Source organism: Glycomyces mayteni, assembly GCF_042428885.1.
GTDB lineage: Bacteria > Actinomycetota > Actinomycetes > Mycobacteriales > Micromonosporaceae > Glycomyces > Glycomyces mayteni.
This window is the reverse complement of the sequence record NZ_JBHMBP010000004.1, coordinates 77,762-92,839: the sequence shown is the minus strand read 5'-3', so window position 1 is coordinate 92,839 and position 15,078 is coordinate 77,762. Positions and strand designations below refer to the sequence as shown.

Genomic DNA, 15,078 nt, shown 5'->3' with positions numbered 1-15,078 from the left:
GCGAAACGGGAGGTCAGTGATGCCGGAGAAGACGAAGACCGAGGACGCCGGGCCGCTGGCGAGCGACCAGGGCCGGACCGTGATCGCCGACCAGGTGGTCGCCAAGATCGCGGGCATCGCCGCCCGCGAAGTCGACGGCATCCACCAGCTCGGCGGCGCGGGCAGCCGCACCGTCGGGGCCCTGCGCGAGCGCATCCCCGGCTCCCGCACCAACTACGGCCAGGGCGTCTCCGTCGAAGTGGGCGAACGCCAGGCCGCCGTGGACCTCGACGTGGTCGCCGAGTACGGCATCGCCATCGCCGACCTCGCCGCGGGCGTGCGCCGCAACGTCGTGGACGCCGTCGAGCGCATGACCGGGCTCGAAGTCACCGAAGTCAACATCACCGTCCACGACGTGCACCTGGACGACCCCGACGCCGAACCCGAAGGCGACCCGAGGGTCGAGTGACCGCCGTGGCCGCCGAGGACTTCGCCGCGGGCGTCGACGCCATCGCCGACGCCGTCCTGGCCGTGCCCGGCGTGACCGGCCTCCACCACGGGACCGCCGTCCTCCTTCCCGGCCGCCGCGTCCCTGGCCTGCGGCTCGGCGACACCGACTGCGAGGTCCACGCGACCGTAGCCTGGGGCGCCGACATCCCGGCCGCGGCCGCCGCGATCCGCGCCGCGGTCGCACCGCTCGCCGCCGGACGGACCGTTGCCGTGTTCATCGAGGACCTCACCGTGGAAGACGCCACTTCTGAAGCGACCGCCGCAGCGGACGCCACCGCTCCCGTCGCGAACAAAGGGGACTGACCAATGAAGGCTTCCTTCGCCGGCCTCGTGGCCGGGCTCCTGCTGGCGCTGGCCGTCATCAATGGCGGCTTCACCGGGTTCCTGCTCGCCGTGGTCCTCGGCGCCGTCGGCTTCGCCGTCGCGGGCAAGCTCAGCGGCGAGGTGGACCTCTTCGACCGCTTCCGAGGCCGCCGTGACTGAGGACTTCGCGCTCGCCGACCTCCCCGGCTCCGGCGCCGACCGGCCGCCGGGGGAGCGCGGGAGCCTGCGCCTCGCCGACGCCGCCGTGGCCCGCATCCTCGAAGGCGCCGCGCTCGCGTGCGAGGGCACCGCGACGACCAAGCGGCCCAAGGCCAAGGCCACCGTCAAGCACGGCCGGATCTGGGCCCGCCTCGACGTCGGCGTGGCCTGGCCCGGCCCCGTCTCGGCGACGGCCCGGGACCTGACGGCCCGCGTGCGCGCCGAGGCCACCCGCATCACCGGGTACGACGTGGTCGCCCTCGACGTGGGCGTCCATCTCGTCGACGCCCCCGAGCAGACGCGGAGGGTCCGATGAAGGTCCGCGAACCGCGCCGCAGCCCCGCCGCCTCCTGGCTCGCCGTCCTCGGCGCGCTCTTGCTCCTGGCGTTCGCCGCGCTCCTGGCGCAGCACGCCGCCGCCGCGCGCGGCTGGACCTCCGCGTCCTCCTGGCTCGGCGAAGCCCTTGCGGCCCTTGACGACCGGGAGCCGTCCACGTGGGTCCTCGCCGGAGGCGTCGCCGCCGTGCTCCTCGGCCTGTGGTTCCTCGTCGCCGCGTTCCTCCCGGCCCGCCGCTCCCACCTGCACGCCGAGGGCCCCGGCGACCTGTGGGTCACGCCCGCCGCCGTCGAGGCCGTCGCCGCCGACGCGGCCGAGCGCGCCCCCGGGGTCCTCCACGCCGCCACCGAGATGCGGCGCCGCCGCCTGCGCGTCAAGGCCCTCCTCGCGCCCGGCAGCGAGGCCGCCGTCGCCGACATCCTCGAATCGGTCGGCACGCGGCTCGGCAGCCTCGCCGAGATCGAGGTGTCCGTGCAGGCCAAGGAGGGCGCGCGATGAGGCGACCCGCGATCGACCGGCCCGCCGCCGCCGTCATCGGCCTGCTGCTCCTGGCCGCGGGGGCCGCGGTCCTCGACTGGCGCTTCGACCTCGCCGGGATCTGGAAGCGCCTCGACACCGCGAAGGTGAACGACACGGCGGCGGCCGAGTGGTTCTCGTGGGCCGCGCTCGGCGCGGCCGCGGTCCTCGCCGTGCTCGCCCTGTGGTGGCTGCTCGCGCGACTCCCGCGCCCCGCCGAAGGCCGCGTCGCCCTGTCCTCCACCGGGGCCGACCGGATCGACCTCGACGTGCGCGCGGTCGCGCCGCGCCTGCGGGCCGACCTCGAACGGGTCGCGCCCGTGGACCGGGTCGCCAGCCGCCGCTTCGCGGTCCGCGGCGGCCAGCTCATCGAACTGCGGGCCCACATCGACCCGCGCGCCGACGGCGAGTCCCTCGTCAACGCCGCGGGGAGCGTCGCCGAGTCCGTCACCGCCGCGTTCCCGGACGGGGAGGTCGCCGTGCGCGTCCTCGTGGACGGCCCCAAGCGCCCCGGCCGCCGCCGCACGCCCCGCGTCCACTTACGCCGCGGGCGCCGCCAGCAGCGCGTCCACGGCCGCCTCGGCCTGCGCGAACAGCTCCCGGAAGTGCCGCTCCCGCGCCTCGCCCTCCAGGCCCTGGCCCTCGGAGTCGTACAGCGCGACCGTGTGCGCGTCCGGGATGCCGCAGTACGCCGAGACGCCGACGCGCAGCTGCGGGTCGAGGAGCCCCTGCACCAGCGGCGCCATCTGGTCGTCCGCGGTCCCGCCCGCGAGCGCGATCCACAGCATCCGCTTGCCCGCCATGGGGGACTTGCTGCGCCCGTATGTGAGCCCGTAGTTCCAGACCCGGTCGAACCAGCCCTTGAGCAGGGCCGGGAGCCCGTACCACCACACCGGGAACACCGGGACGATCACGTCGGCGGCGTGGACGCGGGCGATGTGGGCGTGGACCTCGTCGGTGTAGTGCTTGTCGCGGTTCCCGTAGTCCGGCTCGTCCGCGACGCTGTTGCGCGGGTCGAAGCCCTCGCGTTCGAGGTCAAGCACGTCGACGCGGTAGCCGCGGTCGGCGAGGCGCTTGGCGGTCCGCTCGGCGACGGCGGCGGTCAGGGAGTCGGCCCGGTGATGGCCGAAGACGACGAGTGCGGTGGGTTCGGTTTCGCTCATGGGGCAAGTACACCCGCTCGCGGGCAGACGGACCATGGACCAGACCGGCAGATACCTTTGCGATCGTCTACGCTTGCGCGATGGACCCACTGAGCGACATGCTCCGCGGCATCCGCGCCGACGGCGCCTCGGCCACCCGCGCGGCACTCGAACCCGGCTGGCGCATCGGCTTCCCCGACCGCGCGCCCCTGACGCTCATCACCCTCGTCCACGGCGGCGCCCGCCTCGTCCTCGCCGACGGCACCGAGCACCCGCTCCGGCCCGGCTCCACCGCCCTCGTGCGCGACACCGAGCCGTTCCACCTCGTCGACCGCGACGCACCGCCCGGCGCGACCGGCCCGGCCTACCTCGTCTCCTGCTTCGACCCCGACGCCGACTGCGAGCCCAAGCGCGACCCGCACGGCCCCACGGCCCTCGTCGTCGGCGCCTACCGGGACCTGCGGCCCCGCCACGAACGGCTCATGCGGACCCTCCCGAAGGCGCTCGTCCTCGACGACGACCCCGTGGACGTGCTCTGGCTCAAGGTCCTCGACGACGCCATGGCCCGCAGCGGCGGCCCCGGCGGCGGCGCCCTCGTGGACCGCGTCCTCGACTGGGGCCTGGTCTGCACGCTCTCCTGCTGGTTCGACCTCCAAGGGGCCGAGGCCCCGGCCTGGTACCGCGGCGTCCTCGACCCGGTCACCGGTCCCGCGATCGAGGCCATGCACCGCGACCCGGCGGCCCGCTGGACCGTGGACGCGCTCGCCGCCGAGGCCCGGGTCTCCCGCGCGCACTTCGCGAAGCGCTTCACGGCCGTCATGGGCCGCCCGCCGCTCGGCTACCTCGCCGAATGGCGCATGTCCCTCGCCGAGGACCTGCTCACCGACCCCGAGATCCCGGTGTCGGCGGTCGCCAGGCAGGTCGGGTACGCGGACCCGTTCGCGTTCAGCACCGCGTTCAAACGCCTCCAGGGCATGAGCCCCAGGGCCTTCCGCGACGCCCAGCCCGCCTGAAGCACCCGCCCCCGTGACGCCCTAGTCCCGCGTCCCGAGCGTCGACACGCACGCCTCGTTGCCCTCCGGGTCGGCCACGACCCACCAGTGCGGCGACCGGTCCCGCACCATGACGCCCCCGGCGGCCAGCGCCTCCGCGAGGCGCGCCTCCACCCGGTCGTGCGGCAGGAACACGTCCACGTGGAGCCGGTTGCGCTGCGGGCGCGGCGCGTCCATCTCCTGGAACCAGAACGACGCATTGCGCCCCATCGGGTCGACCAGGTCCTCGTCGCCGCGCTCGTCGTACCCGAGGACGGCCTTCCAGAACCGGATCACCTCCGGGTGCGACATCGCGTCGACCGCGACCTGGACCGACTGGAGCCGCGAGGGGTCCGACTCCAGTCCCAGCCCGTCGGCCACGGCCGAGATGTCCTGGGCGAGTGCGACCTCCCGGGCCGTGAGGCCCCAGAAGTCCGGCTCCACCGCGACGAGCCGGACCGTCACCCCCTCGGACCTGAGGTCGAGGTCCGGCCGGTGCGGTCCCGCGCCCGGCAGGTCCGCCACGGCCGCCGCGAACTCGGCGGCCTCGCGCATCGACCCGGTCTTGAAGAACGCGCACGCGCCGTCCCCGAGGACCCGCCACCGGCCGCTCGCGTCGGCCTCCTGGAAGCCCTTCGGGCTCAACATCCCGTCCATGCCGGTCACCGTAACCCGCGGGTCCGACATCCGGCCCCGAGTAGGGTGGGACCGTCGTCAACTGAAAGGGGTTTCACGTGAGCGTCAGCGTGCTGTTCATCGGCGGGACCGGCCGGATCTCCACCTCCTGCGTGCGCGAGGCCGTCGCCCAGGGACTCGACGTCACCGTCCTCAACCGCGGCCGCACCAGCGAGCGCGCCGTCCCCGAAGGGGCCGAGGTCCTCACGGCCGACGCCTCCGACCCCGCGTCCGTGCGCGCGGCGATCGGCGACCGGACCTTCGACGCCGTCGTCAACTGGATCGTGTTCACCCCCGAGCAGGTCCGCCGCGACATCGAGCTGTTCGCCGGCCGCACCGGCCAGTACCTGTTCATCTCCTCAGCGAGCGCCTACCAGACCCCGCCCTCGCACCTGCCGGTCACCGAGTCCACGCCGCTGCGCAACCCGTTCTGGCAGTACTCGCGCGACAAGATCGCCTGCGAGGACCTCCTCACCGCCGCCTACCGCGAGGACGGCTTCCCCGCCACGATCATCCGGCCCTCGCACACCTACGACGAGACCCTGCTGCCCTTCGACGGCGGCTGGACCGTGGTCGAGCGGATGCGCGCCGGCAAGCCCGTCGTCGTCCACGGCGACGGCACCTCGCTGTGGACCATCACGCACGCCCGCGACTTCGCCGTGGGCTTCACCGGGCTCCTCGGCCTGGAGGCCGCGATCGGCGAGGCCTTCCACATCACCGGCGACGAGGCCCCCACCTGGAACCAGATCTTCCTGGACGTGGCCGCCGCGGCCGGAGTCGACGAGCCGCACCTCGTCCACGTCCCTTCGGACGCCATCGCCGCCGCCGACCCCGGCTGGGGCCCCGGCCTCCTCGGCGACAAGGCCCACTCGATGGTCTTCGACAACACCAAGGTCAAGCGCCTCGTGCCCGCGTTCGGGCAGCGCCCCACGCCGTTCCGGCTCGGCGCGCGCGAGGTGGTCGCCTGGTACGACGCCCACCCCGAGCAGCAGGAGGTCGACGCGGAGCGCGACAAGGTCATGGACTGGCTCGCCGACCGCTACGCGCCCCACCCCATGCCTTAGGGGCACCCCTAAGTCCCGCTGGCGCGTCCAGCCGACCGCCTCGAAGTCGTCGCCCTCCCACAGGACGGCGCGGCCCTCGCGCACCTCGACCTCGTCGACGTACACGCCCCGGCCCTGGTACACCGGGTCGGACGTGTACCGCCAGCGCAGCCGGGCCGTGCCGTCCGGGAGCGTCGCCTTCGCGTCGATCCACTGGCGCCCCGAGTAGCCCGAGAACGCGCCCTCGGTCCGCCAGCAGTGGTCCTCGGTCCGCAGGTCCAGCGGCACCGGCGTCCACGCCGCGCCGTCCGGGCTCGCCTCCAGGACCGCCAGGTCCGTGGCCTCGGTGTCGTACCAGAGCGAGAACCGCGCGGTCGCGCAGTCGCTGGGGCGCCGCAGCACCGCCGTCAGCGTCGCCGTCGAGGCGTCCACCTGCCCCGCGTACCACGAGTCGCGGCCCCGCTCGGGCCGCACCGGCACCGCCCGGCCCAGCGGCCGCGAGGCCGCCCGCCGGTAGGCGCTGGCCGTGCCGCGGTTGCGCGTCGGGTGGACCCGGTTCGTCATGAGCACCAGCAGCGTGCCCGCGAGCGGGTCGAGCACGATCGACGTGCCCGTGTACCCCGTGTGCCCCACCGTGACCGGCGAGCTCATCGCGTCCATGTACCAGCGCTGGCCGAGCTGCCAGCCGAGGCCGCGCGCCGCGGCCTCGCCCATCCCGGCGTTCATGTCGGTGAAGACCATGCGCGCGGTGGACTCCGAGAGGATCTCGGCGTCCCCGTAACGGCCGCCGTTGAGGATCATCTGCCCGAACACCGCGAGGTCCCAGGCCGTGGCGAACACGCCCGCGTGCCCGGCGACGCCGCCGAACGCCCACGCGTTCTCGTCGTGGACCTCCCCGTGGACGGTGCCGCGGCCCGTCCACGGCTGGTACTCCGTCGCGGCCGTGCGCATCCGGTCCACCGGGTTGTACCCGGTGTCCTTGAGCCCCAGGGGCTCGCACACGAACTCGGCGACGAGCTCGGCGAGGCCCTGGCCGGTGGCGCGCTCCAGGATCTTGCCCAGGACGATGAGGTTGAGGTCGGAGTACTCGTAGCCCGAGCCGGGGGCCCGGCGCAGCGGCTGCGCGTAGATCGCGGCCATCCGCGCGGCGTCGTCGGGCTTGTCGTACAGGTTGATGAAGGAGATCATCCCGGAGGTGTGCGACAGCAGCATCTCCAGCGTGATGGGGGACTTCGCCGGGTCGAGGGAGTCGAACTCGGGGAGGTAGTCCACGACCGGCAGCTTCAGGTCCACCACGTGGTCGTCGATGAGGCGGCCGGTCACCGCGGCGGTGAACAGCTTCGAGATCGACGCCAGGTCGTAGACCGTGCCGGTCTCGGCCGGGAGCCGGTCGGCCTCCGGCAGCTCCACGGCGGTCTCGGTCTCCTCGTCCCACCCCGAGTAGCGGAGGCGGTGGCCCCCGGCCTCGTGCGCGACGACGACGCCGCGGCGGGCGGCGAGGACCGTGAAGCCGGGGAACGAGGGGGCAGAACCCTCCATATAGGACTTAAGTTGCGGCGCGATGAGGTCGACGTGCGCGGCGGTCAACCGCGCTTCGGAACAGGGCCCGTACCGCAGTTCCAGCGGATGTTCGGGGAAGGTCACATCGTACGGCCCAGCGCTCGGCGGACCGGTCAGATCGGGCATGGAGGGGCGCTCCTCGGCGTTGGCGCGGGAGCCGAGCGCGAACGCCGACCACAGCGCCCCCGCCGCGCCCCCGAGCATGGTTCGACGCTGCATCGTGTCTCCTGGTTATCGTGCCATCACTGAGCGGTGCCGCGATAGAGCAAGTACGACTCTCTTTGCTCGGAAAACGCATCCAATTCCTCGGCCCACAGCGGCGTGACCTCGTCCACGTCCGCTCCGGCCTCGATCGCCAGGCGCACCGCCTGGTTCCCCGTGAGCTTGTCCAGCCAGAACGACGTCACGTCCTGCGACCGCCACCCGTACTGCGGGAAGGCCCGCCGCTGCGCGACGATCATCGCCAGCGCCGTCCTGATCGGATCGAATTCATCCCTTCGGGTGACTTGCAGTTCCACGCCCCCGCAGACCTTTCCCGACCATTTCGAGAAAGTCGGGGTGAAGTACGCTTCGCGGAAACGAGCGCCCGCCAGCCCCTCCAGCGCCTCCGACCACTCGTGGTCGATCTCCGGCGCCCCCAGCAGCTCGAACGGCTTCGTCGTGCCCCGCCCCTCCGAAAGCGCCGTCGCCTCGAACAGGCACGTCCCCGGATACGCCACTGCCGTCGCCACCGTCGGCATGTTCGGCGACGGCGGCACCCACGGCAGCCCCGTCTCCTCGAAGTACATGCCCCGGCGCCACCGCTCCATCTTCACCACGGTCAGGTCGACCGCGCCGCCGAGGAACTCGCCGTTGAACAGCCGCGCCAGCTCGCCCACGGTCATCCCGTGCCGCTGCGCGATCGGCTTGAGCCCCACGAACGTCGCGTGCTCGGGGTGGAGCACCGGCCCGCTCGCCGCCAGCGCCGACCCCGGGTTGGGCCGGTCGAGGACGACGAACCGCAGGCCCAGCTGCCCCGCGGCCTCCATCGCCAGGTACATGGTCCAGATGTACGTGTAGAACCGCGCCCCCACGTCCTGGATGTCGAAGACCACCGTCTCGATCCCGGTCTCGGCGAACACCTCCGCCATCCGGTCCATGTCGTTGTACGCGTTGTACACCGGCAGCCCGGTCTTCGCGTCGAGGAAGAAGTCCTCGCCCTCCCCGGCCTGCGAGACCCCGCGGAAGCCGTGCTCGGGCCCGAAGACCGCCGCGATGTCGACCTTCCCGCTCCCGTGCATGAGGTCCACCTCGTGGCTCAGGTCCGGGAGGACCCCGGTCGGGTTCGAGATCACGCCGACGCGCTGGCCCCTGAGCTCGCGGAAGTCGCTGCGGGCCAGGACTTCCACGCCGGTCCTCACGGCGCGTCCGCCGCGGTCGGCGGCGGCGGGTGCGGCGGTGGCGAGGGCGGCGGCCGCTCCCGCGACCGTGCCGCCGATGACGGTCCTGCGTTTCATGCGGTGCTCCTAGTAGCTCAGGCCGTGGCCGAAGGGGAACAGAACGCCGGCGCCGTCGGCGGTGGGGATGTCGACGGGGAGCCGCCCGGCGGGGTCGACCGAGCCGAGGATCGCGTGGACGGCCGATTCGAGGCCGTCGAGCGAGTACGAGTACGTGGCGAGGTACGCGTTGGGGTGGTCGCCGAGGTGGGCGATGTCGTAGGGGTTCTGGACGCCGAGCGCCACGACCGGGACGCCGGTGGCCGCGAGGGCCTCGACGAGCGCGACCTGGGTCGGGTTGAGCTTCGTGTTGTTGGTGGACACCGCGATCAGGCCCTTGCCCGCGGCTGCGGCGACGGCCGCGTCGATCTGCGCCTGCGTCGGCGCGGCCCCGGTGACGAGGCTGTGGGGGCTCCACCCGCGGTTCGCGAACTCGGCGGCGAGCCGGGCGACGGTGGTGACGCCCCACCCGGTGACGAGCACGGAGCCGCCGTCGGTCGGGACCGGGAGCGTCCCGTCGTTCGTCACGAGCGTGGTGGTCCGGTCCGAGAGCGCCTGCGCCGCTTCGAGGCTCGCGGGAATCCCCACGACGTCGTCCACGAGGTCGGGGTCGGCGTACGGGTCGCCGAAGAGGCCGAGCCGGTACTTCAGGCCGAGGATGCGGGTGACCGACTCGTCGATGCGCCGCCGCGACACCTCGCCGCTGGCGACCGCGTCGAGGACGGCGTTGAACGCGATGTCGATGTGCTCGGGCATGAGCAGGATGTCCGCGCCCGCCAGGAGCGCGAGGACGGGGATGCGGTCGTCGCCGTAGCCGTTGCGCACGCCCTCCATGCGCAGGGAGTCGGTGATGACGACGCCGTCGTAGCCGAGCTCGTCGCGCAGGAGCCCGGTGAGGATCTCCTCGGAGAGCGTCGCGGGCCGCAGCGACGCGTCGAGGGCCGGGAACTGGATGTGCGCGGTCATGACGAGGTCCACGCCGGAGGCGATCGCGGCGCGGAACGGCGGGGCGTCGATCTCGCGCCACTGCTCGTAGGTGTGGTCGATCTGCGGGAGCTCCGAGTGGCTGTCGTCCTCGGTGTCGCCGTGCCCGGGGAAGTGCTTGACGGTGGCGGCGAGGTCGCCGCGGGCCTGGTAGCCCTCGACCTGCGCGGCCACGAACGCGGCGACGTGCTCGCCGTCGGACCCGAAGGAGCGCACGCCGATCACGGGGTTCTCGGGGTTGACGTTGACGTCGGCGTCGGGCGCGAAGTTCTGGTTCAGGCCCATCGCGCGCAGCTCGGTCCCGGCGATGACGGCCGCGGCGCGGGCGGCCTCGGGGTCGTGCGTGGCGCCGAGGGCCATCGCCCCGGGCAGCTGCGTCGCGGGCGGGCCGATGCGGGTGACGAGGCCGTGCTCCTGGTCGGTGGCGATGAACAGGGGCGTCCCGCACCCGGCGAGGGCGGCGTCCTGGAGGCCGTTGGAGAGCGCGGTGATCTGGGCGGGGTTGGCGACGTTGTTCGACCACGCGAAGTAGATGACGCCGCCGAGGTGGTACTTCTCGATGAGCGCGGCGGCGTTGTCGACGCCGTGCGCGGTCCGGTTGGCGGCGACGTCGGCGGCCGCGGTGGTGTCGGCGGTCTGCCCGTACGCGTAGGTGGTGAAGAGCTGGCCGACCTTCTCCTCCAGGCTCATGGCCTTGAGGCGGCGCTTGACGAACTTCCGCTCGCCGCCGCCGTGGGCTTGTGCGGTTCCTGCGGCGGCGGTCGCCGCGGCGGCGCCGAGGGCGGCGGCGAGCACGGTCCGGCGGGGATGGGTCTCCATTGAGCGGCTCCAGTCTGTGCGGGGTCCGGGCGGTCCCTTTTCGACGGGTAGGCCCGATCCGCTCATCCTGGCAGAAAACTTCAGGTAAAGGCAAGACTACGGAGAGAATTTTCAAAATAGTGCGTCGGGCGCGGTCAGGCGAGCGCCGGGACTCCGAAGTGGAGCGTCCCGGCGCCGGCGTCGAGCGTCGCCTTGACGCCCAACGGGATCGTCAGCGACGGCGTGCAGTGCCCGAACCCGAACTCCTCCACGACGGGCATCGGCAGGCCGCCGAGCTGGTCGGCGAGGACGGCGCGCACCTCCTCGTACGGGCCGCACTCGGCCCACGAGCCGAGGACGATCCCGGCGAGGCCGTCGAACCATCCGGCGCGGCGCAGCTGCGTCAGGGCCCGGTCGATCCGGTACGGCTCCTCGCCGACGTCCTCCAGCAGCAGCAGGCCGCCCGCGACGTCCGAGCGGTGGTCGGGGGTGCCGATCCCGGCGGCCAGGAGCGTCAGCGTCCCGCCGATCGTGACCCCGGTGGCCGTGCCGCCGTTCATGGCCCGCGCGGTGGGGGAGGCGATCTTCTGGACCCGCTCGGGCTCGAACAGGGTCTGGCGCAGGTGCTCGCGCATCCCCGCGTCGTCGGTGAAGGCCGACCAGGTGGGCATGGGCCCGTGGACGGAGGCGGCGCCGAGGTTGAGCGCGAGCGCCTCGTGGAGGGCCGTCACGTCGCTGAACCCGATGAACGCCTTCGGTTCCGCGCCGCGCAGCCGCTCCCAGTCGACGAGGTCGATCATCCGCTGCGACCCGTACCCGCCGCGCGCGGCGAACACGGCCGCGACCGAGGGGTCGAGCCACGCGTCCTGGAAGTCGGCGGCCCGGTCGGCGTCGGTCCCGGCGAACAGCCCGGTCCGGCCCGCCGCGTGCGGCATGAGGACCGGTTCGAGGTCCCACGAGCGCAGGACCGCCAGCCCCGCGTCGATGCGCTCGGCGGGGGAGGGGCTCGCGGGGGAGACGACGGCGACGCGGTCGCCGGGGACGAGGCGCCGCGGGCGGCGCAGCGGTGCGAGGGTCACGGCTTGAGCCCCAGGTCGAAGTCGGGGCCCTGGAAGCCGAACACCTCGGCGTACAGGGCGTGCTCGGCGAGGACGGCGTCCTCGATGGTCGCCGCGCGCCGGAACCCGTGCTGCTCGCCCTCGTAGGCGCGGTAGGCGTGCGGTATCCCCTTGCCCTGGACGCGCTCCAGGAGCTTCTCGGCCTGCGCGGGCGGGCAGATCTCGTCCTCCAGGCCCTGGAGGAGGAGGAACGGGACGGCGATGCGGTCGGCGTGGTGCACGGGGGACCGCTCCTGCGAGCGCTCCTCCAGGACCTCCGGCGGGCCCACCATCGAGTACACGTACTGGGACTCGAAGTCGTGCGTGTCGTCGCCGGTCCACCCGGACAGGTCCAGGATCGGGTACTTGACGACCGCGCACGCGTACACCCCTCGCGCGGCGGGGGAGGTGAGCGAGGCCGCGGAGGTCCAGCCCCCCGCGGAGCCGCCGCGGATCGCGATCCGGGCCGGGTCGGCGGCGCCCTCGGCGGCGAGCGCGCGGGCCACGGCCGCGCAGTCCTCCACGTCCACCTCGCCCCAGCGTTCGCGCAGCCGCTCGCGGTAGGCGCGCCCGTACCCGGTGGACCCGCCGTAGTTGACCTCGACGACGCCGATGCCGCGGGAGGTGAAGTACGCCAGCTCCATGTCGAGCACGGCCCGCACGTGGCTGGTGGGCCCGCCGTGGACCCACACCGCGTACGGCGGCGCCTCCCCTTCGGGCCCTTCGTAGTCGGGGTTGCGCGGCGGGTAGACGTGGGCGTGGACCTCGCGGCCCTCGGGCCCGGCGAACTTCCGGTGCTCGGGGACCGGCAGGTACGCAGGGTCCACCCGGTGCTCGTGGGCAGCGGCCACCACGGTCGCGGCGCCGCTGCGCGTGTCCACCTCCACCACCTCGTAGCCGGTGTGCGGACCGGCGGCCAGGCCGTACACGTGGTCGTCGGCGGCGGCCAGGCCCGGCGCCCAGTCGGTCCAGGGCCCCTCGACGGGGGTCAGCCTCCGCTCCCACGCGTCGAAGACCCCGAGGCGGCTCTCGCCCTTGCCGTGGACGGCGGCGATGTCGCCGCTGGCGAGGATCTGGAACCACGTGGAGCCGAGCGTCCACAGGGGCCCGGCGAACTCGGACTCGGCCTCGTGGACCGGGCCGCGGTCGCCGGTGTGCGGGTCCGCCCAGTGGAGGTTCCACCAGCCGGTCCGGTCCCCGGCGAACACGAGCGTCTCGTCCCGGGACCACTCGACCTGCGCGATCGACTCCCCGTCGCCCCCGGCGACCGTCCGCGCCTCGGCGAGGACCGGGTCGTGCTCGCCCGCGACCTCGGCGACGCGCAACTCCGTCTCGTCCCAGGGCATGTGCGGGTGGTTCCAGGCGATCCACGCCACCGCCCCGCCCGAGGGGCTCAGCTTCGGTCCGGTGAGGAACCGGTACGAGTCGTCGGTCAACTCCCGCACTCGCGCGTCGTCGCCGTGCCGCGTCAGGTCCACGGCCGCGATGACCCGCCTGACGTCGGTCGGGCCCGGCCCGGTGTGCTCCTCCAGGACCGCCCACACCACGGACCGATCCAGGTCCACCACCGGCTCCGACCAGCGCAGCGCCCCCGGGAACGCCGGGGCCGGGCTGATCGGCAGCGGCTCGCGCCGCCGGTCCGGCTCGAACACGTACAGCCGCTGGTCCTCGTAGTTCGTGAACACGACGACGGGACTGCCGTCCCCGCCGATCGCGCCCGCCCACGGGCGGCCCCCGTACTCGTGGACCCGGTTGCGCACGTTCCACGGCGCGGGCAGCACCGACTCGACCGCGCCGTCGGCGGTGCGGCGCATGAGCGCCCGCCGCCCGCCCTCCTCGGGGCGCGGCTCGGTCCACCACAGCTCGTCGCCGACCGCGCCGAGGAAGCCCGGCCGCCCGTCGGACGCGGCGACCAGGCCCGTGCCGATCGGGGACTCCCAGGCGCCGTAAGGGGCTCGCTTCACATCCGTCTCCTAAGCGTTCAGCAGGAAGTCGTCCAGGACCCGCAGGCCGAACCGGAGCCCCTCGACCGGGACCCGCTCGTCCACACCGTGCGCCAGCCTGCCGTACCCGAACTCCGGCGGCAACCCCAGCGGCGAGAACCCGTACCCGGTGATCCCCAGGGTCGAGAACTCCTTCGCGTCCGTGCCGCCCGACATGCAGAACGGCACCGGGTGCCCCTCCGGGTCGTGCTTGAGGACCGCCGCGCGCATCGCCGCGAACACCGGCGAGTCCACGGGCGAGGCCAGCGACCGGGACCGGTGCGCGTACCGCCACGCCACGTCGGGGCCGCACAATTCGTCCATCGTGGCCTCGAACTCGTCCTCCCCGCCGGGGACGACGCGGCCGTCCACCTCGGCCCGCGCGTGCTCGGGGATCACGTTGACCTTGTAGCCCGCCTCAAGGACCGTGGGGTTCGCGGAGTTGCGCAGCGTCGAGTCCACCAGCTGCGCGGCCGCGCCGAGCCCGCTCAGGTCCTCGTAGTCTGCCGCGACGCCGTGCAGCGCCGCCAGCTCCGCGACCGCCGCCTCCACCACGGGCGTGACCCGCAGCGGCCACTCGTGCGCGCCGATCCGCGCCACCGCCGCCGCCAGCTTGCTCACCGCGTTGTCCGGGTTCCGCTTCGACCCGTGCCCGGCCTTCCCGCGCGCCGCCAGCTCCAGCCAGGCCGTGCCCCGCTCGCCCGCCGCGATCGGGTAGATCCGCATCCCGTTGCTGTGGAACGTGAACCCGCCGGACTCCGAGACCCCCTCGGTGCAGCCCGCGAACAGGTCCCCGTGCTCCTGCGCCAGGTACCGCGAGCCGTACTCGGCCTCGGCCTCCTCGTCCGCGACGAACGCGAACACGATCGACCGCCGCGGCCGCACCCCCTCGCGCGCCCACGACCGCACCGCCGCGAGCATCATCGCGTCCATGCTCTTCATGTCGATCGCCCCGCGGCCCCAGAGCATCCCGTCCGCGTCGACCTCCCCGGCGAACGGGTCCACCGACCAGTCCGCCGCCGCCGCGGGCACCACGTCCAGGTGCCCGTGCACCAGCAGCGCCGGCGCCTCCGGGTCCGACCCCTCCAAGCGCGCCACCACGTTCGACCGGTTCGGGGCCTTCTCCACCAGCACCGGCTCCAGGCCCGCCTCCGCGAGCCGCTCCGCCGCGAACTCCGCGGCCGCCCGCTCGTTCCCGTCCCCGCCGCCCAGGTTCGTCGTGTCGAACCGGATCAGGTCCCGCGTGAACGCGACGACCTCCTCCAACGCCCGCTCATCAGCCATTGAGGCCGCTCCCGGTAGAAATGGACATTTCCCAGGCGTTGTAGGGTGATTGCATTGTTTCCGCCATTCCATACAGGATGCAACTGCACATCTCGAACAGGTTGAACATGTGTGGCAACTGAGAGTTATTCGGAATATAATCGT

14 protein-coding genes and 1 pseudogene are annotated in these 15,078 nt (G+C 73.5%); 7 read left to right on the top strand and 8 right to left on the bottom strand.

The features are described 5' to 3' along the window. Positions 1-19: 19 nt before the first annotated feature. The 5 genes from ACFFXY_RS15620 to ACFFXY_RS15600 are packed head-to-tail and all read left to right on the top strand — an operon-like array spanning position 20 to position 1,845. Positions 20-448 carry an Asp23/Gls24 family envelope stress response protein gene (locus ACFFXY_RS15620; protein WP_382352264.1) on the top strand — a complete coding sequence of 143 codons (429 nt, stop codon included), beginning with the start codon at positions 20-22 and terminating at the stop codon, positions 446-448. Continuing rightward, positions 445-792 carry a hypothetical protein gene (locus tag ACFFXY_RS15615; RefSeq protein ID WP_382352262.1) on the top strand — a complete coding sequence of 116 codons (348 nt, stop codon included), beginning with the start codon at positions 445-447 and terminating at the stop codon, positions 790-792. Before ACFFXY_RS15620 ends, ACFFXY_RS15615 begins: the two co-directional genes overlap by 4 nt. Positions 793-795: 3 nt before the next feature. Beyond that, positions 796-972 (top strand): DUF2273 domain-containing protein, encoded by a 177-nt coding sequence (locus ACFFXY_RS15610; RefSeq protein WP_359951003.1) that lies wholly within the window; start codon positions 796-798, stop codon positions 970-972. Further along, entirely contained in the window at positions 965-1,327 is a 363-nt protein-coding gene (locus ACFFXY_RS15605; RefSeq protein ID WP_382352259.1) for an Asp23/Gls24 family envelope stress response protein, read from the top strand. The genes ACFFXY_RS15610 and ACFFXY_RS15605 overlap by 8 nt, the downstream gene beginning before the upstream one ends. After that, positions 1,324-1,845 carry a DUF6286 domain-containing protein gene (locus ACFFXY_RS15600; RefSeq protein WP_382352256.1) on the top strand — a complete coding sequence of 174 codons (522 nt, stop codon included), beginning with the start codon at positions 1,324-1,326 and terminating at the stop codon, positions 1,843-1,845. The genes ACFFXY_RS15605 and ACFFXY_RS15600 overlap by 4 nt, the downstream gene beginning before the upstream one ends. A 557-nt stretch (positions 1,846-2,402) precedes the next feature. On the opposite strand, the gene ACFFXY_RS15595 is transcribed toward ACFFXY_RS15600, so the two are convergent. Then, complete coding sequence (locus tag ACFFXY_RS15595) at positions 2,403-3,026, bottom strand: NAD(P)H oxidoreductase (RefSeq protein ID WP_382352253.1); 624 nt, start codon at positions 3,024-3,026, stop codon at positions 2,403-2,405. Between the two features lie 80 nt (positions 3,027-3,106). On the opposite strand from ACFFXY_RS15595, the gene ACFFXY_RS15590 reads away from it, so the two are divergent. Further along, positions 3,107-4,018 (top strand): AraC family transcriptional regulator, encoded by a 912-nt coding sequence (locus tag ACFFXY_RS15590; RefSeq protein ID WP_382352250.1) that lies wholly within the window; start codon positions 3,107-3,109, stop codon positions 4,016-4,018. Positions 4,019-4,039: 21 nt separating this feature from the next. Here the strand turns inward: ACFFXY_RS15590 and ACFFXY_RS15585 are convergent, their stop codons facing one another. Beyond that, positions 4,040-4,693, bottom strand: a complete 654-nt coding sequence (locus ACFFXY_RS15585; protein WP_382352247.1) for a 4a-hydroxytetrahydrobiopterin dehydratase family protein — start codon at positions 4,691-4,693, stop codon at positions 4,040-4,042. A gap of 77 nt (positions 4,694-4,770) precedes the next feature. On the opposite strand from ACFFXY_RS15585, the gene ACFFXY_RS15580 reads away from it, so the two are divergent. Beyond that, the gene (locus ACFFXY_RS15580; RefSeq protein WP_382352244.1) at positions 4,771-5,775 is read left to right on the top strand and encodes an SDR family oxidoreductase; all 1,005 of its coding nucleotides are present in this window, start codon (positions 4,771-4,773) and stop codon (positions 5,773-5,775) included. Positions 5,776-6,270: 495 nt separating this feature from the next. Here ACFFXY_RS15580 and ACFFXY_RS15575 read toward each other — a convergent pair. From ACFFXY_RS15575 to ACFFXY_RS15550, 6 genes and pseudogenes are all read right to left on the bottom strand, one after another. Beyond that, positions 6,271-7,293 (bottom strand): annotated as a pseudogene (locus tag ACFFXY_RS15575) (serine hydrolase domain-containing protein); the annotation flags it as partial. Positions 7,294-7,556: 263 nt separating this feature from the next. Beyond that, entirely contained in the window at positions 7,557-8,810 is a 1,254-nt protein-coding gene (locus tag ACFFXY_RS15570; protein ID WP_382352241.1) for an exo-beta-N-acetylmuramidase NamZ family protein, read from the bottom strand. A gap of 9 nt (positions 8,811-8,819) precedes the next feature. After that, positions 8,820-10,592, bottom strand: coding sequence for a glycoside hydrolase family 3 protein (locus ACFFXY_RS15565; protein ID WP_382352238.1), 1,773 nt, complete (start codon positions 10,590-10,592; stop codon positions 8,820-8,822). Between the two features lie 134 nt (positions 10,593-10,726). Beyond that, positions 10,727-11,650 (bottom strand): S66 peptidase family protein, encoded by a 924-nt coding sequence (locus ACFFXY_RS15560; protein WP_382352235.1) that lies wholly within the window; start codon positions 11,648-11,650, stop codon positions 10,727-10,729. Beyond that, on the bottom strand, positions 11,647-13,632 hold the full coding sequence (locus tag ACFFXY_RS15555) for a prolyl oligopeptidase family serine peptidase (protein WP_382352232.1): 1,986 nt from the start codon (positions 13,630-13,632) through the stop codon (positions 11,647-11,649). Before ACFFXY_RS15555 ends, ACFFXY_RS15560 begins: the two co-directional genes overlap by 4 nt. 9 nt (positions 13,633-13,641) lie before the next feature. Then, complete coding sequence (locus tag ACFFXY_RS15550) at positions 13,642-14,934, bottom strand: M20/M25/M40 family metallo-hydrolase (RefSeq protein WP_382352229.1); 1,293 nt, start codon at positions 14,932-14,934, stop codon at positions 13,642-13,644. Positions 14,935-15,078 lie beyond the last annotated feature (144 nt).